This window comes from Streptomyces sp. MUM 2J, assembly GCF_022414535.1.
Taxonomy (GTDB): Bacteria; Actinomycetota; Actinomycetes; order Streptomycetales; family Streptomycetaceae; genus Streptomyces.
Genome location: NZ_JADWYM010000006.1, coordinates 263852 through 279120 on the forward strand (window position 1 = coordinate 263852; position 15269 = coordinate 279120).

Annotated in this window: 17 protein-coding genes; 12 read left to right on the top strand and 5 right to left on the bottom strand. The window is 72.8% G+C overall.

Going from position 1 to position 15269, the window contains the following annotated elements:
- Positions 1–28: 28 nt before the first annotated feature.
- The 5 genes from rimI (at position 29) to I3F54_RS09090 (ending at position 3648) form a co-directional block, all read left to right on the top strand.
- Positions 29–505, top strand: a complete 477-nt coding sequence (rimI, locus tag I3F54_RS09070) for a ribosomal protein S18-alanine N-acetyltransferase (RefSeq protein ID WP_240118148.1) — start codon at positions 29–31, stop codon at positions 503–505.
- Complete coding sequence (gene tsaD / locus I3F54_RS09075) at positions 498–1589, top strand: tRNA (adenosine(37)-N6)-threonylcarbamoyltransferase complex transferase subunit TsaD (protein ID WP_240118106.1); 1092 nt, start codon at positions 498–500, stop codon at positions 1587–1589. The genes rimI and tsaD overlap by 8 nt, the downstream gene beginning before the upstream one ends.
- On the top strand, positions 1586–1843 hold the full coding sequence (locus I3F54_RS09080) for a hypothetical protein (protein ID WP_240118107.1): 258 nt from the start codon (positions 1586–1588) through the stop codon (positions 1841–1843). The genes tsaD and I3F54_RS09080 overlap by 4 nt, the downstream gene beginning before the upstream one ends.
- Positions 1844–1981: 138 nt before the next feature.
- A complete protein-coding gene (locus I3F54_RS09085; RefSeq protein ID WP_240118108.1) occupies positions 1982–2338 on the top strand; it encodes a YciI family protein in 357 nt (118 codons plus the stop codon).
- A gap of 44 nt (positions 2339–2382) precedes the next feature.
- Positions 2383–3648 carry an RNA polymerase sigma factor gene (locus I3F54_RS09090; protein WP_240118109.1) on the top strand — a complete coding sequence of 422 codons (1266 nt, stop codon included), beginning with the start codon at positions 2383–2385 and terminating at the stop codon, positions 3646–3648.
- 86 nt (positions 3649–3734) lie between these two features.
- Here the strand turns inward: I3F54_RS09090 and I3F54_RS09095 are convergent, their stop codons facing one another.
- Positions 3735–4904, bottom strand: coding sequence for a methyltransferase domain-containing protein (locus I3F54_RS09095; RefSeq protein WP_240118110.1), 1170 nt, complete (start codon positions 4902–4904; stop codon positions 3735–3737).
- A gap of 91 nt (positions 4905–4995) precedes the next feature.
- On the opposite strand from I3F54_RS09095, the gene I3F54_RS09100 reads away from it, so the two are divergent.
- The 4 genes from I3F54_RS09100 to groL all read left to right on the top strand — a co-directional run bounded on the left by I3F54_RS09100 (position 4996) and on the right by groL (position 9076).
- Positions 4996–5937 carry a polysaccharide deacetylase family protein gene (locus I3F54_RS09100; protein ID WP_240118111.1) on the top strand — a complete coding sequence of 314 codons (942 nt, stop codon included), beginning with the start codon at positions 4996–4998 and terminating at the stop codon, positions 5935–5937.
- Positions 5934–6752, top strand: a complete 819-nt coding sequence (locus I3F54_RS09105; protein ID WP_240118112.1) for a polysaccharide deacetylase family protein — start codon at positions 5934–5936, stop codon at positions 6750–6752. Before I3F54_RS09100 ends, I3F54_RS09105 begins: the two co-directional genes overlap by 4 nt.
- A gap of 273 nt (positions 6753–7025) precedes the next feature.
- On the top strand, positions 7026–7334 hold the full coding sequence (groES, locus tag I3F54_RS09110; protein ID WP_086729066.1) for a co-chaperone GroES: 309 nt from the start codon (positions 7026–7028) through the stop codon (positions 7332–7334).
- A gap of 122 nt (positions 7335–7456) precedes the next feature.
- Positions 7457–9076: a chaperonin GroEL gene (groL, locus tag I3F54_RS09115; RefSeq protein WP_240118113.1), complete on the top strand. Its 1620-nt coding sequence runs from the start codon at positions 7457–7459 to the stop codon at positions 9074–9076.
- A 207-nt stretch (positions 9077–9283) separates the two neighbouring features.
- On the opposite strand, the gene I3F54_RS09120 is transcribed toward groL, so the two are convergent.
- The 3 genes from I3F54_RS09120 to I3F54_RS09130 all read right to left on the bottom strand — a co-directional run bounded on the left by I3F54_RS09120 (position 9284) and on the right by I3F54_RS09130 (position 11589).
- Positions 9284–9976 carry an ester cyclase gene (locus I3F54_RS09120; RefSeq protein ID WP_240118114.1) on the bottom strand — a complete coding sequence of 231 codons (693 nt, stop codon included), beginning with the start codon at positions 9974–9976 and terminating at the stop codon, positions 9284–9286.
- A gap of 88 nt (positions 9977–10064) precedes the next feature.
- Positions 10065–10838: an SDR family oxidoreductase gene (locus I3F54_RS09125; RefSeq protein WP_240118115.1), complete on the bottom strand. Its 774-nt coding sequence runs from the start codon at positions 10836–10838 to the stop codon at positions 10065–10067.
- Between the two features lie 52 nt (positions 10839–10890).
- Positions 10891–11589 carry an MOSC domain-containing protein gene (locus I3F54_RS09130; RefSeq protein WP_240118116.1) on the bottom strand — a complete coding sequence of 233 codons (699 nt, stop codon included), beginning with the start codon at positions 11587–11589 and terminating at the stop codon, positions 10891–10893.
- Between the two features lie 80 nt (positions 11590–11669).
- On the opposite strand from I3F54_RS09130, the gene I3F54_RS09135 reads away from it, so the two are divergent.
- Complete coding sequence (locus I3F54_RS09135; RefSeq protein ID WP_240118117.1) at positions 11670–12575, top strand: LysR family transcriptional regulator; 906 nt, start codon at positions 11670–11672, stop codon at positions 12573–12575.
- Between the two features lie 82 nt (positions 12576–12657).
- Here the strand turns inward: I3F54_RS09135 and I3F54_RS09140 are convergent, their stop codons facing one another.
- Entirely contained in the window at positions 12658–12987 is a 330-nt protein-coding gene (locus tag I3F54_RS09140) for a WhiB family transcriptional regulator (RefSeq protein ID WP_240118119.1), read from the bottom strand.
- A 380-nt stretch (positions 12988–13367) separates the two neighbouring features.
- Between I3F54_RS09140 and I3F54_RS09145 the strand changes: the two genes are divergently transcribed.
- On the top strand, positions 13368–13979 hold the full coding sequence (locus I3F54_RS09145) for a response regulator transcription factor (RefSeq protein WP_003948568.1): 612 nt from the start codon (positions 13368–13370) through the stop codon (positions 13977–13979).
- Positions 13980–14669: 690 nt separating this feature from the next.
- Positions 14670–15260: a sigma-70 family RNA polymerase sigma factor gene (locus I3F54_RS09150; RefSeq protein ID WP_240118120.1), complete on the top strand. Its 591-nt coding sequence runs from the start codon at positions 14670–14672 to the stop codon at positions 15258–15260.
- The last annotated feature ends 9 nt before the right edge of the window (positions 15261–15269 follow it).

Sequence of the window (15269 nt, forward strand, 5' to 3'; positions counted from 1 at the left end):
CGGACCCGACACCGTCGTCCTGCGCGAGATGCGCTGGTGGGACATCGACGCCGTGCTGGAGCTGGAGAAGAACCTCTTCCCCGAGGACGCCTGGTCGCGGGGGATGTTCTGGTCCGAGCTGGCCCACTCCCGGGGCCCGGAGGCGACCCGGCGGTACCTGGTGGCCGAGAGCGCCGACGGCCGGATCGCCGGATACGCGGGGCTCGCCTCCTCCGGCGACGTGGCCGACGTGCAGACCATCGCCGTCGCCCGCGACCACTGGGGCACCGGTCTCGGCGCCCGCCTCCTCACCGAGCTGCTGCGCGCGGCGACCGCCTTCGAGTGCGCCGAAGTGATGCTGGAGTGCCGCGTCGACAACGTGCGCGCGCAGAAGTTGTACGAGCGCTTCGGCTTCGAACCCATCGGCTTCCGGCGCGGCTACTACCAGCCGGGCAACGTGGACGCCCTGGTGATGCGCCTCACCGACCCAGCAACCTCCGTACAAGGAACCGAGATCAATGGCTGACCAACCCCTGGTCCTGGGGATCGAGACCTCCTGCGACGAGACCGGCGTCGGCATCGTCCACGGCACCACGCTCCTCGCCGACGCCGTCGCCTCCAGCGTCGACGAGCACGCCCGCTTCGGCGGCGTCGTGCCCGAGGTCGCCTCCCGCGCCCATCTGGAGGCGATGGTCCCGACCATCGACCGCGCACTGAAGGAGGCCGGGGTCGGCGCGAAGGACCTGGACGGCATCGCGGTCACCGCCGGACCGGGGCTGGCGGGCGCACTGCTGGTCGGCGTCTCCGCGGCCAAGGCGTACGCCTACGCCCTCGGCAAGCCGCTCTACGGGGTCAACCACCTCGCCTCGCACATCTGCGTCGACCAGCTGGAGCACGGACCGCTGCCGGAGCCGACGATGGCGCTGCTCGTCTCCGGAGGCCACTCCTCGCTGCTGCTCTCGTCGGACATCACCTCCGACGTCCGCCCCATGGGCGCGACCATCGACGACGCGGCCGGCGAGGCCTTCGACAAGATCGCCCGGGTGCTGAACCTGGGCTTCCCCGGCGGTCCCGTCATCGACCGCTACGCCCGCGAGGGCGACGCGGCCGCGATCGCCTTCCCACGGGGTCTGACCGGGCCGCGCGACCCGGCGTACGACTTCTCCTTCTCCGGCCTGAAGACGGCCGTGGCCCGCTGGATCGAGGCCAGGCGGGCGGCGGGCGAGGAGGTGCCGGTCCGGGACGTGGCCGCCTCCTTCCAGGAGGCCGTCGTCGACGTACTGACCCGCAAGGCCGTGCGCGCCTGCAAGGACGAGGGCGTCGACCACCTGATGATCGGCGGCGGTGTCGCCGCCAACTCCCGGCTGCGCGCGCTGGCCCGGGAGCGCTGCGAGCAGGCCGGTATCCGGTTGCGGGTGCCGCGGCCCAAGCTGTGCACCGACAACGGCGCGATGGTGGCCGCGCTCGGCGCGGAGATGGTCGCACGCAACCGCTCGGCCTCCGACTGGGACCTGTCGGCCGACTCCTCGCTGCCGGTGACCGACACCCATGTCCCCGGCGGCGACCACGACCACGTGCACGAGGTCAGCAAGGAGAACCTCTACCCGTGACGGTCGCGCTGATGTGGGAGGCCCGGGCCGTGCAGGGGCGCGGCCCCGAGCTGCTGGCCTGGGCCCGCGCCCAGGAACTCGGCGGCACGCCACTGCGCCGCGAGTCCCTCCGCGCGCCGCAGGACCGGGTCCTCGTGATCACCTGGTGGGACGCGCCGTACGACGCCGAGCTGCCCGAACTGCCGGAGCCGGACGGGGACCTGGTGACCCGGGCGGTGCACCGGTGGCGGTTCGAGTCGCTGGGCGAGGACTGAGCCCCGCCCGGCCCCGGCACCCGCCGAAAAAACTTCCCGGAAGAATCCGCGGCACGTGTCGATCGGGCCGCCCCCCGTTCGACGCAAGGGGTGAGAGGCCGGGACGGACCCGGCCCCGCACCCCACGAGGAGGCCACCATGCCCCGCTACCTGTCGCTCGTGCGCATCGACGAGAACAACGCCCCTGCCGCGGGCCCCAGCCCCGAACTGATGCAGCGCATGGGCGAGCTGATCGAGGAGATGACCAAGGCGGGCGTCCTGCTCGACACCGCCGGGCTCACCCCGACCGCCCAGGGCACCCGGGTCCGCTACGAGGGCGGGCAGCTGTCCGTCACCGACGGACCGTTCACCGAGACCAAGGAGGTCGTCGGCGGCTACGCGCTGATGCAGGCCAAGGACATGGCCGAGGCGGTCGAGTGGACCAAGCGGTTCCTGCGGACCCACGAGGAGCACTGGACGGTGACCTGCGAGGTCCGGGAGGTCGCGGAGGCCTGAGCCGCCCTTGGCCGGCAGCCCGACCCGGTGTTGGATGGTGGGCTGTGACACCGCAGCCCACCACCGGCCCCGACGGCGCCATCGAGACCGTCTTCCGGCTCGAGTCCCCCCGCGTCATCGCCGCCGTCGCCCGCGTCGTCCGTGACGTCGGCATCGCCGAGGAACTCGTCCAGGACGCCCTGGTCGCCGCTCTGGAGCAGTGGCCGCGCGACGGAGTGCCCGGCAACCCGGGGGCCTGGCTCATGACCGCCGCCCGGCGCCGGGCCGTCGACCTGATCCGCCGCCGGGAGACCTACGCCCGCAAGCTCCGGGAGATGGGCCGGGACCTGCCCGGGTCGGTCCCGCCGCAGGAGCCCGCCGACCCCGACGACATCGACGACGACCTGCTCCGCCTGGTCTTCACCGCCTGCCACCCGGTCCTGTCCGCCGACGCCCGCATCGCCCTGACCCTGCGGCTGCTCGGCGGGCTGACCACCGCCGAGATCGCCCGCGCCGTCCTGACGCCGGAGACGACCGTCGCCCAGCGCATCGTCCGCGCCAAACGGACCCTCGCCACGAAGAACGTGCCCTTCGAGGTCCCCCGCGGCCCCGACCGCACCGCCCGCCTCGGCTCCGTCCTCGACGTCATCTACCTGATCTTCAACGAGGGCTACGCGGCCACCGCCGGCGACGACTGGCTGCGCCCGGCGCTGTGCGAGGACGCGTTGCGGCTGGCCCGGCAGCTCGCCCAGCTCATGCCCGGCGAGCCGGAGGTGCACGCCCTGGCCGCGCTGCTGGAGTTCCAGGCCTCACGCATCGCCGCCCGCACCGGCCCCAACGGCGAGCCCGTCCTGCTGCGGGACCAGGACCGCGGCCGCTTCAACCGCATGCTCATCGCCCGCGGCGTGGCCGCGCTGGAACGCGCCGGCGTCACGGCCACCGGCGCCCCCGGCCCGTACGCCCTCCAGGCCGCCATCGCCGCCTGCCACGCGCGCGCGTACACCTACGAGGAGACCGACTGGGCGGCCATCGCCACCCTCTACGGCCTGCTCGCCGCCCGCACTCCCTCCCCGGTCGTCGAGTTGAACCGCGCGGTCGCCGTGTCCATGGCCGAGGGCCCGGCCGCTGGCCTGGAGGTCGTCGACGCCGTCGCGGACCAGCTGGGCGGGTACCACCTGCTGCCCAGCGTCCGCGGCGACCTCCTGCTGCGCCTGGGCCGCGCGGCGGAGGCGCGCACCGAGTTCGAACGCGCCGCGTCCCTGACCGGCAACGCGCGGGAACGGCACCTGTTGCTGCTCAGGGCGGCCCAGGCGGCGGGGAGCACCCCGTAGCGCTGTCGCCCGGCCCGGCCGCCCCAGGGCCCCGCGGAGGACGGCATGAGCGCGGCTGCGGGGCCCAGGCGGGATCCAGGCGGGGCTCAGGCGGGGTGCCCCAGCAGCATCGACGGCGCGCCGGCGACCCGGGTGAGGAAGACGGTCACAGCGCGCCGGCCGTGCGCCTTGGGCAGCACCTTGCGCCGCAGTTCCTCCGGTTCGACGGCCGACCCCCGCTTCTTCACCGTCAGCACGCCCACCTCCCGCTCCCGCAGCAGCGCCTTCAACTTCTTGACGTTGAAGGGGAGCCGGTCGGTGATCTCGTACGCCGTGGCGTACGGCGTCGGTCTCAGGGCGTCGGCCGTGACGTACGCGATGGTCGCGTCGAGCAGCCCGCCGCCGACCTCCTCGGCCACCTCGGCGACCAGATGGGCGCGGATCACGGCACCGTCGGGTTCGTACAGGTACCGGCCGACGGGACGTACGGCCGGGTCGGGCAGCCCGCGTCCGGCCAGACCGCGCGGCCCGGGCAGCAGCGTCGCCCGCACCCCGCCCGCCCGGCCGGCGCCGAACCACAGCACCGCCTCCTTCACGTCCCCGCCGTCCGAGATCCACTCCGCCTCCGCGTCACCGGGAACCGCCTCGTGCGGGATGCCGGGCGCGACCTTCAGCGCGGCGTGCGGACGCTGCCGGGCCGCCTCGACGGCCCATGAGAGCGGGGGCGAGTAGGCCTCGGGGTCGAAGATACGGCCCCGCCCGCCGCGCCGGGCCGGGTCGACGAAGACCGCGTCCCAGGAGGAGGTGTCGACCTCCGTCACGTCCGCCTCCCGCACCTCGATCAGGCCGGACAGTCCCAGCGCCCCGGCGTTGGCGCGTGCCGCGGCGGCCGTCAGGGGATCCCGGTCCACCGCCAGCACCCGGATCCCGGCCCGGGCGAGCGCGATCGCGTCCCCGCCGATGCCGCAGCACAGGTCGGCGACGGACCTCACGCCCATTTCCCGGAACCGCTCGGCCCGGTGGGCGGCGACACTCGCCCGCGTCGACTGCTCCACCCCGTTCGGTGTGAAGAACATCCGCCCGGCGTCCCCGGGCCCGAACTTGGCCGCCGCCCGCTGCCGCAGCCGCGCCTGGCCCAGTGCCGCCGACACCAGCCCGGCCGGGTGGCTGCGGCGCAGACGGGTGGCGACGGCGAGTTCGTCGGCGGGGTCAGTGCCGCGCACCTCGTCGAGGAGGGCGCGGCCTTCGGGGGTCAGGAGCGGGGCGAGGTCGTTCACGGGCTCATTGTGGGCCAGTCGGTGGACGGTGTGCTGCCCGGCGGCGCGGCCGGGCCGGGTGCGGCGCGGCGACCTGCGAGGATCCGGCGCCATGCGATCAGTCGTACAAAATGATGAAAAGGGGTCGCGTCGGTGCGGAGCGGTCAGAGCCGGGCTCGCCGCACTCACCGTCGCCGCCATCGCCTCCGGCTGCGCCCAGGGCGACGCCTCCGGCACCCGCCCCGCACCGGGCCAGCAGCAGGCGCAGTCCGCGACACCGGCCCGCGCCGCCGACGCGAATGCCGCGAAGCAGCGCGCCGAGCGCGCCGAGCGCGCCGCCCGTGCCGCCGCCGCCAAGCGCTGGGGCCTGGCCGAGGTGCCGCTCGCCGCCCCGCCCCCGCCCGCGAGGAAACCGAGGATCACCACCCGGGACGGCTTCGAGGTCGACGACCACGAGGAACTGGGCCTGCCGCCCGTCTTCACCACCGTCCCCACCAAGAAGAAGATCGTCTTCCTGACCATCGACGACGGCGCCGAGAAGGACCCGGCGTTCCTGCGCATGATGAGCGACCTGAAGATCCCCTACACGGCCTTCCTCAGCGACTACCTCGTCAAGGAGGACTACGGCTACTTCAGGAAGATGCAGGCCAAGGGCGTGGTGCTGAACAACCACACCCTCCGCCACCGCTACCTGCCGGGCCTGTCGTACGCCGCCCAGAAGCGCGAGATCTGCGGCATGCAGGACGTGATCGAGAAGCAGTACGGCAAACGCCCCACCGTCTTCCGGCCGCCCTACGGCAACTACAACCAGGACACCCTGCGCGCCGCGAAGTCCTGCGGCATCAGGTACGCCCCGCTCTGGGACGAGGAGGTCTACGTCGACCACTGGGAGTACCGCGAGTGGGACCAGGACCTCCACCCCGGCGACATCGTCCTCACCCACTTCCGCGGTCGCGAGGAGTGGAAGGGCACGATGCCCGACATGGTCCGCCGGTTCCTGAAGAAGGTGACCGCCGAGGGGTACGCCGTGGCCCGCCTGGAGGACTACCTGTGAGCAGGAGGCGACGGTCGGCCCTCCTGCTGGCCGTGCTGGCGCTGCTGTGGGTGCCGGGGTGCGCGCGGTCCGTCGACCCGGCCCAACGGCTCGGCGGGAAGGCGGCGGGGCGGGTCCGCCCGCACGGCCCCACCGCCCGGCAGCCCTACCGCCGCTGGGGGCTGACGGCCCCTCTGCCCCCACCCCCGCAGCCGGCCCCGCGCCACCCGGCCCCCGCCGCCGGACCCGGCCTCCCCCCGGTCGTCCACCGCGTCCCGACCCGGGACAAGGTCGTCTTCCTCACCTACGACGACGGCGCCGAACGCGCCCCCCGGTTCGCCGGCATGGTCCGCGAACTGCGCCTGCCGGTGGCGGTGTTCCTCACCGACAGCGTGGTCGGCCCGGGCTACGGGTACTTCGCGGGCCTGCGCGCGGTCGGCGCGAGCATCCAGAACCACACCCTGGACCACTCGGCCCTGCGCGGCCTTCCCTACGCCGGCCAGCGCGCGGAGATCTGCGGTCAGCAGGACAAGCTGCGCGCCCGCTTCGGCCTGCGCCCCCGCCTCTTCCGCCCGCCCTACGGCACCTACGACGCCACGACCCTGCGGGCCGCCGCCGACTGCGGCATCTCCGCGGTGGTCCTGTGGCGGGCCGCCCTGGAAGGCGACGGGGCACTGTCCTGGACCGACGGCCCGCACCGGCTGGAGCCCGGCGACGTCATCGCCGTGGACCCCGACGAGGTGACCGGCCTCACCCTGGAGGAGCGGACGGCGCGCCTGCTGAGGAGGATCCAGGGCAGGGGCCTGACGGTGGGAAGGCTGGAGGACTACGTGTGAGGGCTGCGGGCGGGCGCCGCCGGGCCGGTCGGGCTGCGGACGGGCCCGGCCCGTCCGCAGCCCGCCGCCGGGCCCGGATCCCGCGCCGCGCCGCACGGAATTGGCACTCCGCTTGACCGAGTGCTAACCCCGGTCATAGTCTCGGCTCTGGCACTCCCCACTGGAGAGTGCCAAACACGCGACGGGCAGGTCCGGCACCCGCGACGACGGATCGACCTGGTCGCCACCTCAGACAGTTAACCCCGTGAGATCTCCGAAGGGGGAGGTCGGATCGTGACGACCGCCAGCTCCAAGGTTGCCATCAAGCCGCTCGAGGACCGCATCGTGGTCCAGCCGCTCGACGCCGAGCAGACCACGGCTTCGGGCCTGGTCATCCCGGACACCGCCAAGGAGAAGCCCCAGGAGGGCGTCGTCCTGGCCGTGGGCCCGGGCCGCTTCGAGGACGGCAACCGTCTGCCGCTCGACGTTCAGGTCGGGGACGTGGTCCTCTACAGCAAGTACGGCGGCACCGAGGTGAAGTACAACAACGAGGAGTACCTCGTCCTCTCGGCTCGCGACGTCCTCGCGATCATCGAGAAGTAAGCACACTTCACCCGAAGCTTTCGCTTTGAGCTGCGCCCCTGGCCCCCCGCGACTGTTGAGAAGCCGGGCGCCCGGGGCGCAGTAGTTTTTCACCCACAGATTTCGAGAGGGCTCCCGCTGTCATGGCGAAGATCCTGAAGTTCGACGAGGACGCCCGTCGCGCCCTCGAGCGCGGCGTCAACCAGCTTGCCGACACGGTCAAGGTGACGATCGGCCCCAAGGGCCGCAACGTCGTCATCGACAAGAAGTTCGGCGCTCCGACCATCACCAACGACGGCGTCACCATCGCCCGCGAGGTCGAGATCGAGGACCCGTACGAGAACCTCGGCGCCCAGCTGGTGAAGGAGGTGGCGACCAAGACCAACGACATCGCGGGTGACGGCACCACCACCGCCACCGTGCTGGCCCAGGCGCTCGTCCGCGAGGGCCTGAAGAACGTCGCCGCCGGTGCCTCGCCGGCCGCCCTGAAGAAGGGCATCGACGCCGCCGTCAAGGCCGTCTCCGAGGACCTGCTCGCCTCGGCCCGTCCGATCGAGGAGAAGACCGACATCGCGGCCGTCGCCGCGCTGTCCGCCCAGGACCAGCAGGTCGGCGAGCTCATCGCCGAGGCGATGGACAAGGTCGGCAAGGACGGTGTCATCACCGTCGAGGAGTCCAACACCTTCGGTCTGGAGCTGGACTTCACCGAGGGCATGGCCTTCGACAAGGGCTACCTGTCGCCGTACTTCGTGACGGACCAGGAGCGCATGGAGGCCGTCCTGGAGGACTCGTACATCCTCATCAACCAGGGCAAGATCTCCGCCATCGCCGACCTGCTGCCGCTGCTGGAGAAGGTCATCCAGGCCGGCTCCTCCAAGCCGCTGCTGATCATCGCCGAGGACATCGAGGGCGAGGCCCTGTCGACCCTGGTCGTCAACAAGATCCGCGGCACCTTCAACGCGGTCGCGGTCAAGGCCCCCGGCTTCGGTGACCGCCGCAAGGCGATGCTCCAGGACATGGCCGTCCTCACCGGCGCCACCGTCATCTCCGAGGAGGTCGGCCTCAAGCTCGACCAGGCCGGACTCGACGTGCTCGGCAGCGCCCGCCGCATCACCGTCACCAAGGACGACACCACGATCGTCGACGGCGCCGGCAAGAAGGACGACGTCGAGGGCCGCGTCGCGCAGATCAAGGCCGAGATCGAGAACACCGACTCCGACTGGGACCGCGAGAAGCTCCAGGAGCGCCTCGCGAAGCTGGCCGGCGGCGTGTGCGTGATCAAGGTCGGCGCCGCCACCGAGGTGGAGCTGAAGGAGAAGAAGCACCGTCTGGAGGACGCCATCTCCGCGACCCGCGCCGCGGTCGAGGAGGGCATCGTCTCCGGTGGTGGCTCCGCCCTGGTCCACGCCGTGAAGGTGCTGGAGGGCAACCTCGACAAGACCGGCGACGAGGCCACGGGTGTCGCGGTCGTCCGCCGCGCCGCCGTCGAGCCGCTGCGCTGGATCGCCGAGAACGCCGGCCTCGAGGGCTACGTCATCGTCTCCAAGGTGGCTGAGCTGGAGAAGGGCAACGGCTACAACGCCGCCACCGGCGAGTACGGCGACCTGGTCAAGGCCGGCGTCATCGACCCGGTGAAGGTCACCCGCTCCGCCCTGGAGAACGCCGCCTCCATCGCCTCCCTGCTGCTCACGACCGAGACCCTGGTCGTCGAGAAGAAGGAAGAGGAGGAGCCGGCCGCCGCGGGCCACGGCCACGCCCACTGAGCCCACCCGCTCCCGGAAGGGCCCCGCTCCGTCACCGCACGGAACGGGGCCCTTCCCGTCGGCCGGGGCGAAGACGTGCCCGCCGCAGCGGGGCCGCACCCGGCCCTTGCCGCACCGGCGCCCGCGCCACCGCGGGCAGGGCGGCTCACCGCCTCCGGTGGCCTCACCCGGCCCCGGGGCGGTGCACCGGCCCCCGCCCCGGCAGGGTCAGCCGCCGAGCACGCCCAGTTGTTCCATCAGGCCCGCGCGGTCGTAGCTCCACCAGCCCTCGCAGATCCTGCCGTCGCGGAACCGCTGCCAGGTCGTGCCCTCCATCGTCACGTCCTGGCCGGTCGCCGGGATGCCCATGAAGTCGCCCTTGTGCCGGCCGGCCCAGGTCCAGCGGGTGCACACCCGGTCGTCCTGTGCCATCTGGTCGTCGATGCGGAAACGGAAGTCGAAGGACGCGAGCCACTCGGCGTACTGCTCACGGACCGCGTCGACGCCCCGCATCGCCTCCGGGTAGGACGGGTCGTGGTCGACGTAGTCGCCCGTGACGTGCACGCCGATCCGGTCCGGCTCCATCGTGCCCATGGACGCGAAGAACGCCTGCGACGCCAACAGGTTCAGCTGCTGGTCCCGCACCACGTCCAGATCGGTGAAGACCGGCATCTCGTCGCAGAGCGCCACCATCTCCTGGAAGATCCGGTCGGTCTCGGGCAGGTTCGAGTTCCGCATCGCCTCCTCGTACGACGGGAACTCCACGATCTCGATCAGGTGCGAGGCGTCCGAACGGTCCTTGGCGACCATCGCGTGCGTCGCCGTCCGCTTGCCTTTGGTCTGTTCGACCCACGAGTCGAGCAGCCGGTTCATCTCGTCGAGCCGGCTCGTCCTGCAGTCGATGAGCTGTACGAACGTCATGGTGCCGCCTCCGGTCCTCCGTGGGTCCGGTATCCGCCACGCTCATTTTCGCACCGGACCCGCGCCCCCACCCGTCGGCGGCGGCCGGTCACCTGGGGCCGTACTTGCGCCCCGTCCTGGACGTGACCCCGCCGAGCAGGCCCCGCGGCGTGACCTTGACCAGGCCCATCAGCGCCTTGTACCGCGGATCCGGGATGGACAGCGACTTCCCCCGCGCCAGATCCGCCAGCGCCACCGACACCAGCTTGTCCGCGTCCAGCCACATCCAGCCCGGGATGTTGTCCGTGCCCATTCCGGCCCGCTGGTGGAACTCGGTGCGCACGAAGCCCGGGCACAGTGCCATCAGCCGTACGCCGGAGTCCGCGAGGTCGCGTGCCGCGCCCTGGGTGAACTGCACGACCCACGCCTTGGACGCGCCGTACGTCCCGCGCGGCACGAACGCGGCGACCGACGCCACGTTGACCACCCCGCCCCGGCCCCGCTCCCGCATCGCCTCCGCCGCGGCCGAGGTCAACCGGAGCACCGCCTCGCAGTGCACCTTCAGCATCCGCAGTTCGTCGGCCATGGGAACGTCCAGATAGCGGCCCTTGTTGCCGAAGCCGGCGTTGTTGACCAGCAGGTCGACCGGGTTGCGGCGGTCGGTGAGGCGTGCGGCGACCGCCTCGATCCCCTCGTCCCCGGACAGGTCGGCCGTCAGCACCTCCGCCTCGATGCCGTGCCGGTCGTGCAACTCGGTCGCCTGCTCGCGCAGCCGCTCGGTGTTCCGCGCCACCAGCACCAGGTCGTGCCCGTCCGCCGCGAGCCGCCGCGCGAACGCGGCACCGATCCCCGCGGTCGATCCCGTAATCAGAGCCGTTGTCATGAGCCAAGCGTAGTTACCCGGACTGATGGCGTCCGCCCCCGCTGAGCCCCTGTCAGCCGTCCTGTCCCAGACGCTGCTTCTGCGCCTTTCGCGCCTTCTCCAGATACGCCCTTGCCGCTTCCCGCGCCTCGGGGTGCAGCGCCTCGCCGGCCGCGAGCAGCCGCGGCAGCAGGGGACGCTCCGTCGTCCGCGCGCGGAAGACCAGGGCGACGGTCACGTCGTGCTCCGGCCGGTGCACGATCTCGACGCGGTCGCCGGCCCGGATCTCACCCGGCACCACCACGCGCAGGTACGCCCCCGGCGCGCCCTCCCGCGTGAACCGCTTCACCCAGCCCCGCTCGCCCAGGTGGCCCTGGAAGGTCCGGCAGGGGATGCGTCCGCAGGTCACCTCCAGGACGACCGTGTCCCCGATGCGCCACCGCTCGCCGATGAGCGCCCCGGACACGTCGACGCCCTCGGTGGTGAGGTTCTCGCCGAACGCGCCGTGCGCCAGCGGCCGGCCCAGTTCGCGCTCCCAGCCGTCCAGGTCCTCGCGGGCGACGGCGTAGACCGCCTGGTGATCACCGCCGTGGTGGCGCGTGTCGCACACCGCGTCCCCGGCCAGCCCGCTCGCGCCGACCCCCTTGGGTCCCGGCGCCGCCACCCGCACCGGCCCGTCCGCCGGGCGCTTGTCGATGCCGGTCAGGCCCTGCGGCTGATCGGTGTAGGGCACGGCCTTCGGGCGGCCCAGATTGACGGAGAGAAGCTTCATGGGCGCACGGTAGGCGACCGCAGGTCAAAGTGTCGACGCACTGACTGCCGCCCTGTCCAAGCTTCGCTTATGCTCAAGGCGTGATCGAGGCCCGCCATCTCCGCGTCCTGCGCGCCGTCGCCGCCACCGGGTCCTTCTCGGCGGCGGGGCGCGAACTGGGCTGCACCCAGCCCGCCGTCAGTCAGCAGATGAAGGCGCTGGAGGCCTCCGTCGGCACTCCGCTGCTGGTCCGCAGCGGCCGCGAGATGCGGCTGACACAGGCGGGCGAGGCGCTGGTGCGGCACGCCGCCGGGATCCTCGCCGGGCTCACCGCCGCCGAGGAGGAGGTCGCCGCCATCGCGGGCCTGCGTGCGGGCCGGGTGCGGCTGGTGTCCTTCCCGAGCGGCAGCTCCACCCTCGTGCCCACCGCGCTGGCCGCGCTGCGCGCCGCGCACCCCGGCACCCGGGTCTCCCTGGAGGAGGCCGAGCCGCCCCGGTCGGTCGATCTGCTCCGGGCCGGCGACTGCGACATCGCGCTCGCCTTCCGCTACGAGGGTGCCGCGCTCGCGGAGGAGTGGGACGACCTCGTCGTCAGACCCCTGCTGCGGGACCCGCTCATCGCCCTCGTCCCCGAGCGGCACCCCCTCGCGCGTGCCGGGTCCGAGGGGTCCGTCGCCATCGGCGCCCTCGCCGGGGAGCCGTGGATCGCCGGCTGCCCACGCTGTCGCGGCCAGCTGGTGGAGGTCTGCGCGGGCGCGGGTTTCACCCCGCGCATCGACTTCGCCACCGACGACTACCCGGCGGTGGTGGGCCTGGTGGGGGCGGGGCTCGGGGTGGCCGTGCTGCCCCAGCTCGCCGCGGATTCCGTTCGCCCGCGCGGCGTGCGCATGCTGCGGCTGGAGCCCTCGGTGCAGCGCGAGGTCGTGGCGCTCACCCTGCCCGACCTCGCCCAGGTGCCGGCCGTGGCGGCGACGCTGGAGCAGCTGGCCCGGGCTGCCGGCCGCTAGGGCGTGTCGCGCCCCGGCCGGCCCCGCCCATGCGCAGGGGGCACGCGTACGAGTGCCCCCTGCACACGGGAGAAACGTTCCTTCAATTGTTCGAGGCGCCGTCACCCGTAGGGGCCGACGCCGACACCAGGCGGTTGCGTGCCCGCCCCATCAGCTCCTCGCGCTCGTCCTCCGTCAACCCGCCCCACACGCCGTACGGTTCCCGCACAGCCAGTGCGTGTGCCGCGCACTGCGCGCGGACCGGGCACCTCATGCAGACCTCCTTGGCCGAGTTCTCGCGAGCACTCCGAGCCGCACCGCGCTCGCCCTCCGGGTGGAAGAAGAGCGAGCTGTCCACCCCGCGGCAGGCAGCCAGCAGCTGCCAGTCCCACAGGTCCGCGTTCGGTCCGGGAAGGCGGGAGAAATCTGCCATTGCGTGACCCCTTGCAGCCGTTTCAAGCGGATACGGTGCCCACGACCGTACATCTACGATCTAAGGAGATGAAAATATGACTCATTGCGAATCTAGCCTCAGACACTGGTAGATAGGAAGAAAAGGGGCCAAATGGGGCACGGTTGTGATGAAAGCGCGAGGGTCTGCCGCGTGCATCTCCGTTGTGTCTGCGCCCTCACGTAGAGTGCTCAAGATGGCACACGGCCCCGTAACTCTTTCGAGTGACCGTCGTTGAGAGTGCGGAGGCGGTTGAAAACACAAGCGCTCGGGCAGGCGTCCGAGACGGTCGACCGCACAGGTGACGATTTCGTACCAGCCTGGAGGCACAAGGTGACGCGCATCAGCTGCGGAGGGCGGCCATGACTTCCGTCCTCGTCTGCGACGACTCCCCGCTTGCCCGAGAGGCGCTCCGCCGCGCGGTCGCGACCGTGCCCGGCGTCGAGCGCGTGACGACGGCGGCCAACGGCGAGGAAGTCCTCCGCCGCTGGGGCGCCGACCGTTCCGACCTGATTCTCATGGACGTCCGCATGCCCGGCCTGGGCGGTGTGGAGACCGTCCGCCGGCTGCTGTCGGCCGACCCCGGCGCCCGCATCATCATGCTCACCGTCGCCGAGGACCTCGACGGCGTCGCCCTCGCCGTGGCCGCCGGTGCCCGCGGGTACCTGCACAAGGACGCCTCCCGCGCGGAGCTGCGGGCCACGGTCACCCAGGCGCTCGCCGACCCGACCTGGCGACTGGCCCCGCGCCGGCTGCGCTCGGCCGAGATGGGCGCCGCGCCCACCCTCACGGCCCGGGAGATCCAGGTCCTGGAGGGCATGAGCCACGGCCGCTCCAACGCCGAGATCGGCCGCGAGCTCTTCCTCTCCGAGGACACGGTCAAGACGCACGCCCGGCGCCTGTTCAAGAAGCTCGGCGCCTCGGACCGCGCGCACGCCGTGGCGCTCGGATTCCGGTGGGGCCTGGTGCGGTAGGGCCCGTCTTTCGGATCACGCCCCGGACACGGGGCCCGGCCCGCGCGTCCGCCGCGCCGCCCTCGGTCGTCGACGCGCCGAGTCGGCGCCCACCGCCGTCGTGCGGCTGTGCGCACCCGGCCCCGATCGCCGGACCCGGCGGGACGTGGCCGCCGGGCGGCGGCCCGATCCGAAGGACAGGCCCGGGGTATCCCCTGGCGCCGAGCCGGGCCGACGGTCCCCGGCCACCCTGCGGTGGGCGGGGCACACCGCCCCCGGCTCCGCGGCCGGCCACCCCCGAGCGGAGGCGCCTGGCGCCGCGGTTCCCCGTGACATCCGGTCGCGAAGCCGCGCGGACCCGCCTGCCCTCGGGCCGCCGGCCCGAGGGTGCCGGCACCAGCCTCCCCCCGCGCCGATGCCGCGGGACGGACGCGGACTTTGCCCACCGGACGGATCGGGGCCGGCGCCCGGATCACCGCCCGACCCCTGTTCGCCGTACCGCGGACGGGGCCGGTCGAGGGGTCCGGTGGGTGCCCGCTGCTCGTTTCGGCGCGGATGCCGCATCCTTGAGGTGTGGAGTTCCTCGGGGAGTCGGTCGAGCGGAAGGGGAGGGCGCAGCGGATGACTTCCGGCGCACCTGCTCATAACGCTTCGGTGCACAACGACGGTCGCGGTGCCGCGGACCTTACGGCCGCAGGGCACGATGGACCGATGCGTGACGACGAGGCGAGCACTCCTGCCCAGGGAGCGATCGGACCTCTCGTGCACCGCGCCGTCGACGGCGACGAGCAGGCCACGCACGACCTGCTCGCCCACGTCCACCCCTTGGCGCTGCGCTACTGCCGTACCCGCCTGTCCCGGTTGCCCGGCGACGCCCGCCACTTCGTCGAGGACCTCGCCCAGGAGGTCTGCGTCGCCGTCCTGCTCGCGCTGCCGCGCTACAAGGACACCGGCCGCCCGTTCGAGGCCTTCGTCTTCGCCATCGCCGCCCACAAGGTCGCCGACCTGCAACGGGCCGCCATGCGTCATCCAGGCTCGACGGCCGTGCCCTCCGACGAGATGCCCGAGCGGCCCGACGACTCCCTCGGCCCCGAGGAGCGCGCCCTGCTCAGCAGTGACGCCGAGTGGGCCAAGAAACTGCTGGCCAACCTGCCGGAGAACCAGCGGGAGCTGCTCCTGCTGCGCATCGCCGTCGGGCTCACCGCGGAGGAGACGGGGCAGATGTTGGGAATGTCACCCGGCGCCGTCCGCGTGGCCCAGCACCGGGCGCTCAGCAGACTGCGTGCCCTCGCCGAGCAGTAGCGGCGCCTT

What these genes read in the sequence shown, in the direction of transcription:
- rimI (WP_240118148.1), top strand. Translation starts at nt 29, where the DNA reads ATGCGCTGGTGGGACATCGACGCCGTGCTGGAGCTGGAGAAGAACCTC.
- tsaD (WP_240118106.1), top strand. Translation starts at nt 498, where the DNA reads ATGGCTGACCAACCCCTGGTCCTGGGGATCGAGACCTCCTGCGACGAG.
- I3F54_RS09085 (WP_240118108.1), top strand. Translation starts at nt 1,982, where the DNA reads ATGCCCCGCTACCTGTCGCTCGTGCGCATCGACGAGAACAACGCCCCT.
- I3F54_RS09100 (WP_240118111.1), top strand. Translation starts at nt 4,996, where the DNA reads ATGCGATCAGTCGTACAAAATGATGAAAAGGGGTCGCGTCGGTGCGGA.
- groL (WP_240118113.1), top strand. Translation starts at nt 7,457, where the DNA reads ATGGCGAAGATCCTGAAGTTCGACGAGGACGCCCGTCGCGCCCTCGAG.
- I3F54_RS09120 (WP_240118114.1), bottom strand. Translation starts at nt 9,976, where the DNA reads ATGACGTTCGTACAGCTCATCGACTGCAGGACGAGCCGGCTCGACGAG.
- I3F54_RS09125 (WP_240118115.1), bottom strand. Translation starts at nt 10,838, where the DNA reads ATGACAACGGCTCTGATTACGGGATCGACCGCGGGGATCGGTGCCGCG.
- I3F54_RS09130 (WP_240118116.1), bottom strand. Translation starts at nt 11,589, where the DNA reads ATGAAGCTTCTCTCCGTCAATCTGGGCCGCCCGAAGGCCGTGCCCTAC.
- I3F54_RS09140 (WP_240118119.1), bottom strand. Translation starts at nt 12,987, where the DNA reads ATGGCAGATTTCTCCCGCCTTCCCGGACCGAACGCGGACCTGTGGGAC.
- I3F54_RS09145 (WP_003948568.1), top strand. Translation starts at nt 13,368, where the DNA reads ATGACTTCCGTCCTCGTCTGCGACGACTCCCCGCTTGCCCGAGAGGCG.
- I3F54_RS09150 (WP_240118120.1), top strand. Translation starts at nt 14,670, where the DNA reads ATGCGTGACGACGAGGCGAGCACTCCTGCCCAGGGAGCGATCGGACCT.